This is a genomic window from Saccharomonospora iraqiensis subsp. iraqiensis (genome assembly GCF_000430445.1).
In the GTDB taxonomy this organism is placed as follows: Bacteria; Actinomycetota; Actinomycetes; order Mycobacteriales; family Pseudonocardiaceae; genus Saccharomonospora; species Saccharomonospora iraqiensis.
Map to the genome: position 1 here is coordinate 77,399 of NZ_KE387064.1, position 7,904 is coordinate 85,302.

The 7,904-nt window shown below is 71.7% G+C and carries 7 protein-coding genes and 2 tRNA genes; 2 read left to right on the top strand and 7 right to left on the bottom strand.

What is annotated here, in order from left to right; genetic code table 11:
* Window positions 1–31 precede the first annotated feature (31 nt).
* The 6 genes from ACTIR_RS0106110 to ACTIR_RS0106135 all read right to left on the bottom strand — a co-directional run bounded on the left by ACTIR_RS0106110 (window position 32) and on the right by ACTIR_RS0106135 (window position 4,280).
* Window positions 32–460, bottom strand: a complete 429-nt coding sequence (locus ACTIR_RS0106110; protein WP_007026442.1) for a MaoC/PaaZ C-terminal domain-containing protein — start codon at window positions 458–460, stop codon at window positions 32–34.
* A 2-nt stretch (window positions 461–462) separates the two neighbouring features.
* The gene (locus ACTIR_RS0106115; protein ID WP_026453596.1) at window positions 463–906 is read right to left on the bottom strand and encodes a MaoC family dehydratase N-terminal domain-containing protein; all 444 of its coding nucleotides are present in this window, start codon (window positions 904–906) and stop codon (window positions 463–465) included.
* A 179-nt stretch (window positions 907–1,085) separates the two neighbouring features.
* Window positions 1,086–1,250 carry a 50S ribosomal protein L33 gene (gene rpmG, locus ACTIR_RS0106120; protein ID WP_007026440.1) on the bottom strand — a complete coding sequence of 55 codons (165 nt, stop codon included), beginning with the start codon at window positions 1,248–1,250 and terminating at the stop codon, window positions 1,086–1,088.
* Between the two features lie 154 nt (window positions 1,251–1,404).
* Window positions 1,405–1,477 (bottom strand) — tRNA-Met (locus tag ACTIR_RS0106125).
* Between the two features lie 14 nt (window positions 1,478–1,491).
* A tRNA-Thr gene (locus ACTIR_RS0106130) sits at window positions 1,492–1,564 on the bottom strand.
* 79 nt (window positions 1,565–1,643) lie between these two features.
* Window positions 1,644–4,280, bottom strand: a complete 2,637-nt coding sequence (locus ACTIR_RS0106135; RefSeq protein WP_026453597.1) for a putative bifunctional diguanylate cyclase/phosphodiesterase — start codon at window positions 4,278–4,280, stop codon at window positions 1,644–1,646.
* A gap of 244 nt (window positions 4,281–4,524) precedes the next feature.
* Between ACTIR_RS0106135 and ACTIR_RS0106140 the strand changes: the two genes are divergently transcribed.
* Complete coding sequence (locus ACTIR_RS0106140; protein WP_026453598.1) at window positions 4,525–5,469, top strand: GNAT family N-acetyltransferase; 945 nt, start codon at window positions 4,525–4,527, stop codon at window positions 5,467–5,469.
* A gap of 93 nt (window positions 5,470–5,562) precedes the next feature.
* Here ACTIR_RS0106140 and ACTIR_RS0106145 read toward each other — a convergent pair whose 3' ends face one another.
* Window positions 5,563–7,020 (bottom strand): MFS transporter, encoded by a 1,458-nt coding sequence (locus ACTIR_RS0106145; protein WP_026453599.1) that lies wholly within the window; start codon window positions 7,018–7,020, stop codon window positions 5,563–5,565.
* Window positions 7,021–7,213: 193 nt separating this feature from the next.
* Here ACTIR_RS0106145 and ACTIR_RS21995 point away from each other — a divergent pair.
* On the top strand, window positions 7,214–7,904 hold a 691-nt coding region (locus ACTIR_RS21995), incomplete at its 3' end, for an IclR family transcriptional regulator (RefSeq protein WP_065388548.1).

Genomic DNA, 7,904 nt, shown 5'->3' on the forward strand with positions numbered 1-7,904 from the left:
CCGGCGCAGGCGGGATCGGCTGCCGGCGGTGTCAGCTCAGGCGGACGACGGCCCGGGCCTGGCCGAGCACGGCCCGGCCGTCCACCGTGGCGGTGATGTCGACGCGGGCGGTGCCGTCCTCGCGGATCTCGCCGATCGTGGCGCCGAACTCGACGTCGGCACCGTCGGTGTCCACGACGACCGGGCGGGTGAACCGGACGCCGTACTCGACCATCCGCGTGGGGTCGCCGAGCCAGTCGGTGACGACCCGCCCGGCCAGCGCCATGGTGAGCATGCCGTGCGCGATCACGTTCGGCAGTCCCGCGCCGGTGGCGGTCCGTTCGTCCCAGTGGATCGGGTTGAAGTCCAGCGACGCCCCCGCGTAGCGCACGAGCCGGTCGCGGGTCACCCGCACCGTCAACGCGGGCAGCGCATCGCCGACCCGGACCGTGGTCGGGTCCGGCGTGGTCGTTCCGGTCACCGTCACTCCCCCCTCACGACGAACTGGGCCCGGGTCGTGCCGACATGCTCGCCCCCGGTGGTGTGGATCTCGGCCAGGACGGTGAGGAAGTCGTTGCCCGCCCGCGCCCGGATGTCCTCGATGCGCGTGGTCGCGGTCAGCGCGTCCCCGGCACGGACGGGCCGGTGGTGGACGAAGCGCTGCTCCCCGTGCACCATGCGCGCGTAGTCCAGCCCCAGCTCGGGATCGGCCACGAGCGTCTCGACGACGGGCAGGTGGACGATCGTGAGGAACGTCGGCGGTGCGACGACGTCCGGATGCCCCGCGGCGCGCGCGGACTCGGGGTCACGGTAGAGCGGGTTGTCGTCGCCGAGGGCGTCGGCGAACTCCGCGATCTTGGCGCGGCTGACCTCGTAGGTGCTCGTGGGCGGGTAGCTCCGCCCGATGAAACTCGGATCCAGTGGCACGGCTGCGCAGACTACCGGTCCCCGCTCCCCCCGCGGACACAACCGGCCCGGAGGCCCGCCGCGGAACCGGGGCCGCACACGAGAAAGGCCACCCCCGCCCGGTTCGGCGGAGGTGGCCTCTCGAAAACTGCGGCGCGTCGGCCCCGAGGGGCGGACGTGTCAACGCCGGGAGGAGGAGCTCAGCGCGTCTCCTTGTGCGAACGGTGCGTACCGCACTTCGGGCAGAACTTCTTCATCTCCAAGCGGTCCGGGTCGTTGCGCCGGTTCTTCTTGGTGATGTAGTTGCGGTTCTTGCACTCCTCGCACGCCAGCGTGATCTTCGGTCGTACGTCGGTGGCAGCCACAACGGCTCCTTACTCTCTACTCGGTTCCCCATCCGTGGGGTCCGGGGGCCGGAGCCCACCGGGTGGGAAGCGGAGGGCGGGACTACCGTCCCCGATGCTGTCGCGGAGCGAGGAGGTGCTTACTCTTCGGTAAGCCCGGCCCGCCCGACTCGCGTAGCGGTGGCCGGACTCGAACCGGCGACGCAGCGATTATGAGCCGCTTGCTCTGCCAACTGAGCTACACCGCCTCGTGGTCACGCCGAGCCCCTTTACGGAATCGAACCGTAGACCTTCTCCTTACCATGGAGACGCTCTGCCGACTGAGCTAAAGGGGCCTGCTCTCAACGAGCTGTCCCAAAGACTACATCAGTCGCTCACACCGTCGGGCAAGGGGGGTGGGTTCCCCGCGAAACCTCAGGTCAGCAGCATCAGCACCGCCTCGGAGGCGGGCGCGGGTGAGCGGACCGTGCGCGCGGTCAACCACGCCTGGAGCCGATCCTCGGACAGCGGCCGGGAGATCAGGTAGCCCTGCGCCACGTCACAGCCCATCGCCTCCAGCTGGTCCCGGGCCACGTCCTCCTCGACGCCCTCGGCCACGACCGTCAGCCCGAGCGAGTGCCCCAGCTCGACGATCGAGCGCACCACCGCGAGGTCGCCCAGGTCGGTGCCCATCCCGAAGACGAAGCTCTTGTCGATCTTCACCTGGTCCACCGGGAGCTGCCGCAGATAGGCCAGCGACGAGTAGCCGGTGCCGAAGTCGTCGACGGCCAGCTCGATGCCCTGCTCCGCCAGCCCGCGCAGGATCGGCAGGGCCCGCTCCGGGTCGGCCATCACCCCGGACTCGGTCAGCTCCAGGGTCAACAGCTCGCCGGGGACGTCGAAGCGTTCCAGCGCGTCGGCGACCTGTGCCGGGAACTCGGTGTCGGCCAGGTTGCGCACGGACAGGTTCACCGCGACCGAGATCCGCAGCCCCTCGTCCAGCCAGCGGCGCACCCGGTCGAGCGCGGTGTCCAGGACGAACGAGGTGAGCACCCCGACCAGCCCGGCGGCCTCGACCGCGGGCACGAACTCGTCCGGGTTGACCCGGCCGAACTCGGGGTGCTGCCAGCGTACGAGCGCCTCGACGCCGAGGACCTGCTTGCCGGGCAGGGCGACCTTGGGCTGGTAGTGGACGCTGACCTGGCCCTGCTCGATCGCCTGCCGGAACTGGGTGACCATCTGGAACCGGCGCAGGAAGATCTGCCCCATGCTGGGGACGTAGGCGCGGACCTCCTCACCGCTGCGGGTCGCGCGCACCGCCATGTCCGCCCGTTGCAGGAAGCTGTCCACGTCGACGCCGTCGGCGTTCTCCCGCGCGGTCGTGGCGGCGTAGCCGACCACGGCGTTGGCCTCGACGGTGAGCCGGTCCACCGGATAGGGGGCGGACAGCTGCGTGCGCAACCGCTGTGCGGTCTCGTGCGCCCCGTCGGCGTCACAGTCCACCAGCAGGGCCGCGAACGAGGCTCCTTCGAGCCGGGCCAGCGGGACGTCCGGGCCGAGCGTGTCGCGCATCCGCCCGCCCGCGGCCATCAACATCCGGTCGGCCCAGGCGTAGCCGAGGGCGTCACTGACCGTGGAGAGCACGTCCAGATCGACCCGCAGCACCACGGACTGTTCGTTCTCCCGCAGCGGGTCGGTGGCCACCTGCCGGAACCCGGGACGGTTCAGCAGGCCGGTCAGCGGGTCGTGGTAGGCGTCGTGCCGCAGCGTGGCGAGCAACCGGCGGTTGTCGAGCGAGGTGGCCAGATGGCTGGCCATGGTGCCGAGCAGTTGGACGTCGTACTTGCCGAATCCGCGCCACCGGGAGAGCCGGTCGTGCGCCTCCAGCACCCCGAGCAGCTGGCTCGCGCTGCGCAGGGGCACGACCAGCGCCTCGTGCGCGCCGCGGTCGAGCAGGGCGGTGCGCACGTCCGGGTGTGTCTCGGTGAGGCGCAGGTGCCGCACGTGCGAACCGCGCAGCCGCAGCAACGGGTCGTCCACGGGCAGGGCGGTGGGCAGGTCGTCGCCCACCACGACGGTGCGCATGGACTCGTCCGGGTCGAGCCGCAGCCGCAGGACGATCCGGGCGGCGGCGAGCTGGTCCCGGATGCGCTCGGCGAGCGTGGTCCACTCCTCGATGTCCACACCACCGTCGACGTCGTCCGCGCGGCCCGCGGGGCGTGCCGCGGCCTGTTGTCCGGACCGCGCGACCATCAGGCTGACGTCGGTCAGCGCCTCCATGTCCCGCTGTTCCCGCAGCAGGTCGGAATAGGCCCAGTACAGCGCGGCCAGCCCGAGGGAGACGGCGAGCACGATCGGCCAGGCCTCGGGCGTGTTCGAGATCACCAGGTACCCGGTGAGGCCGACGGAGGCGTTGACGAAACCCACCACGAGGATGCGGCCCGCCAGCCGCAGCACCGTGTTGACCCGCATCCGACGGCGGAGCACGCGGACGGCCGCCATCGCGAGCAGCGTGCTCGCCAGCGGGGCGGTCAGGGTGCCGGCGAGCGCGGCGATCCACGGCATCTGGTCCGCACCACCGAGGATCTGCCGGACCAGACCGGCGACGGCGAACGCGCTGGTGACCTCCAGCAGGAAGGCGCCTGCGTTGTAGAGCACCCGGCCGGTGACCCGGCGGGCCAGCAGGGTCGTCACCCCGGCGACCACGTGCGCGGTGAGGACCACCTCGAAGGGCGCGACCAGCAGGCCGATCACGAGCGGGATCTCGGTGAACGAGATGGTCCAGGAGATGCCGCTGCGGACGTCGACGTTGACCCCGAGCTGTTCCGCACCGAGGAACGCGGCGGCCAGCAGTGGTCCGATCCACCACAGGTGGACCGAACCGGTGAACGGCAGCCAGGTGGAGACCGCTCCCGCGGCGAGAATCCCGACCGTGAGCACGACCGCCGTGTAGAGGCGGAACCGGAGTTCGTCCGCACGGGCCTGCGCCGAGGCCTGGCCTCCGTCCGAGGGCTCCGGCGTGTCGGCCGTGGCCGTGCCGGTGCCGGCGGAGTCGCCGTGTGCGTTCGGCATGCAACCTCCTTGTGGTGACGCGCATGCTCGGTGTCGGGGCCGACCCGCGAACGAAGGGATACTTTACCCCGGAGGGCGTATCAAGATCTCCTTTCACGACAATGAGGTCACCTCTGTGTCAGCACGACGCGGCCACAACATCGCCCGGCCGCGAGGAGCGTGACCGTTTCGCGGGCGATCGGTCGCCGATGGTAGTCGAAACCCAGTGAGGTATGTCATATTTGTGGGGGGTTAGATTGACTCCATGGACGTCGAGACCATCACGACCGAGCACGTCAAACGTCTGAGCGCACTCGACCCGCTGTTGCCCGCCCCGGCACCGTGGCCGGAGGCGTCCGATCTGCTCACCGTGCCGTCCGGCGTGGCCCGGGTGAGCACGTCGGAGGTGCCGCCGGACTCGCAGGCCGCGTTGTGGCGGCCGCTCCGGGAGCACCGCCTCGACGTCCGTCTCGCGGGCGAGGATCCGGGTGCGGCGCTCGCGGGCCTGCTGGACCGGTGGGAGGAGACGCTGGCCGGCGAGGCGGAGGAGACACTGACCGCCGGGACCGTTCCCGGCACCGCGGACACGGCCGCGGTCCTCGCCCGGCCGAGCCGGGACTGGCCGGGAACGGAGGCGCTGCTGGCGCACCACTTCGCCCCGGTGCGGGTGCTGGCGGCCCGGCCCCGCGCACGGCACGGCAGCGGACCACCCGCGGTGCCGGGGGTGCGCATCCGGCACGCCGGGCCGGGTGACCTGGACACCGCGGTGCGGTTGCAACTGGAACTGCGCCGCTACGACGCGCACTTCGGGGTGGTCGCGCTCCGGGACCACGCGGAGCCCACGATCCGGGAGTCGACGCGCGAGCTGCTCTCCCGGGACGCGACGGTGCCCCCGCTGTGGATCGCGGAGCTGTACGGGAACCCGCTCGGTCTGCTGCACATCGAACTGCCCCCGGACTCGGACTGGATCGCCGGGTCCGTCGCCGCCGAGCGGGTCGGCTACCTCGCCTCGCTGGACATCGCCGAGACCTCCCGCGGCACCGGGGTCGGCACGGCGCTGGCCGAGCACGCGCACCAGGTGTTCGAGGAGTCCGGCGTGGACGTGGTGCTGCTGCACCACGCGCCGGCGAATCCGCGGTCCACGCCGTTCTGGTACGCGCAGGGATACCGTCCGCTGTGGACGTCCTGGTACCGGATGCCGGCCCGCTGACCGCGGTCGGCCGACGCACACCGGGCCACGCGGATCCGCCGGTGCACCGACGGGTGCCGGCGGATCCGCGTGGCCCGCGGCGCTCCGGGACGGTCAGGCGTCCGCCAGGGCGGGGCGCTTCTCCCGCACGAACGCATACATCCCGGCGGAGGCGAGCATGATGCCACCCGCCACCCAGGTGCCCACCGACCAGCTGCCGGTGGCGTCGCGCAGCACACCGCTGACCACCGGGCTGGCCACGGCGCCGATCTCGGAGACCAGGTTCAGCAGCCCGAACGCCGAGCCGCGCTGGGCGTCCGGCACGAGGTCGCCGGTCATGCCCTGGGCGATCGGCTGCAGGGCGTTGAAGAACAGCCCCGAGCAGAACAGGATCAGCCCGAGCAGCCACAGCGACGGGGTGCCGCCGCCGCTGATGGACAGGGCGAAGCAGAACACCAGCAGCGAGTAGATCACCGAGAAGCTGATCAGCAGCGGCTTGCGCCCCCGGCCGCTGCGCAGCGCGCGGTCGGCCAGCCAGCCACCGGCGGGGAACCCGAGGATGCCCGCGCCCGCGTTGAACGCCGCGGTGAGCGCCGCGGCGAGCAGGGAACTGTCCGCCGCCTCCCGCACGATCTCCACCGACCAGAAGCTGAAGAACCACAGGTTCCACAGGATGGCGATGTAGGCGAAGTAGATGATGACGATGTCGCGGGAGAGCAGGGTCGCCGCCTCGGGGGTGCGGCGGATGCGCAGCACCACGGCCCCGATGACCACGACCGCGAGCAGGCCCGAGCCGAGCGCGGTGCCCCAGGTCGGCCACTGCAGCCGGTCGGCGACGACGAACAGCAGCAGCACCGCCGCCAGCAGCGGGGTGGACACCGCGACCATGCGCAGCAGCGGCGGCCCCAGGCGCAACCTGCCACCGAGGTGCCGGTGGAAGAAGTACCAGCAGCCCAGCGCCACGAGCACCGAGACCACCGCGAACACCAGGAACGGCACCCGCCACGCGTCCGTGCCCAGGCCCAGCGACGAACCCCAGTCGATCAGCACGGGGGTGAGCACGATCCCGACCGTGAGACCGATCGACAGCCCGGAGATGACCACCCCGAGTCCGAGCGTGCGTCGCTCCGGCGGGGTGTTGTTCATGATCAGCGTGCGGTCGTTGGAGTAGAACACGCCCTCACCGAGGCCGGTGAGCACGCGGGCACCGACGAAGGCGATGAGCCCGACGACGATGCCGGACAGCGCCGTCATCACGCCCGCCCACAGCAGGGAGAGCACGATCATCTCGCGGTGCCCGAACCGGTCACCGAGCCGGCCACCGGGGTACTGGGTGAGCATGTAGCCGGTGAAGAACAGGGACCCGACCAGGCCGCCGAGCGCGCGGGGGTCGCTGGACTCCCCGATGAACCCGACGTCGTTGGCGATCATCCAACTCACGACGGGGCCGGTGAGCGTGCGGTCGGCGTAGCTGACCACCCAGCCGAGCAGCAGCATCGCCCACAACGCCCGGTACGGCTTCCGGCTCTGTTCCTCCTCGGCGGGGAGGAAAGTCGACTCTGACCTCGTCATGAGCCGGGACCCTAGGCACGGGCGGGGCCCGGCGAGTCGTTGTGTGGTCTGTCGAACGGTGTCAGCGGGAATGTTTTCACTGGGTGAAAACCGCCGTGGCTCTCCCGGTCGCCGTCGTCGAGGCTCGGGTGGTTCGTGGTCCCGCACAACGAGCTGTCCGGCGTGTGTGACGCCGGCGACGGAGGAGGATCCGGTGTCCGGCGAATCCCGGTCGGTGACGTCGAAGGTGCTGTCCCTGCTCGACGCGTTCAGCCCGGCGTCTCCCACGTTGTCCCTGACGGAGCTGGCCCGGCGGGCCGGGGTGTCCCTGCCGACGGCCCACCGGCGCGCGGCGGAGCTGGTGGACTGGGGCGCGCTGGAACGCGGCGCCGACGGGCGTTACCGCATCGGCCTGCGGCTGTACGAGGTCGCGTCGTTGGCTCCGCGTGGCCTGGGCCTGCGGGAGGCGGCCATGCCGTTCCTGGAGGACCTGTACGAGGTCACCCACGAGAACGTGCAGCTCGCGGTGCGGGAGGGCCCCGAGCTGGTGTTCGTCGAACGCATCGCTGGGTGGGAGGCCGTACCGGTGCGCACCCGGGTTGGCGGGCGGTTCGCCCTGCACGCCACGGGGGTGGGGCTGGTGCTGCTCGCGTACGCGCCGGAGCGGGTGCAACGCGAGACGCTGTCCGCGCCGCTGACCGCCTACACCCCGAAGACGATCACGGACCCGGAGCGGCTGCGGTCGGTGCTGGCGACCGTGCGCAGGCAGGAATTCGCGGTCAGCGACGGGCAGGTCACGCTGGACGCCGTGTCGGTGGCGGCCCCGGTGCGCGACCGCGAGGGGGCGGTGGTGGCCGCCCTGTCGCTGGTGGTGAACGCCCGCGGGGCGCGGCCGGGCACCCTGG

Excerpts from the sequence above, each read along its gene's own strand:
- ACTIR_RS0106135 (WP_026453597.1), bottom strand. The coding sequence starts at position 4,280 with ATGCCGAACGCACACGGCGACTCCGCCGGCACCGGCACGGCCACGGCC.
- ACTIR_RS0106140 (WP_026453598.1), top strand. The coding sequence starts at position 4,525 with ATGGACGTCGAGACCATCACGACCGAGCACGTCAAACGTCTGAGCGCA.
- ACTIR_RS0106145 (WP_026453599.1), bottom strand. The coding sequence starts at position 7,020 with ATGACGAGGTCAGAGTCGACTTTCCTCCCCGCCGAGGAGGAACAGAGC.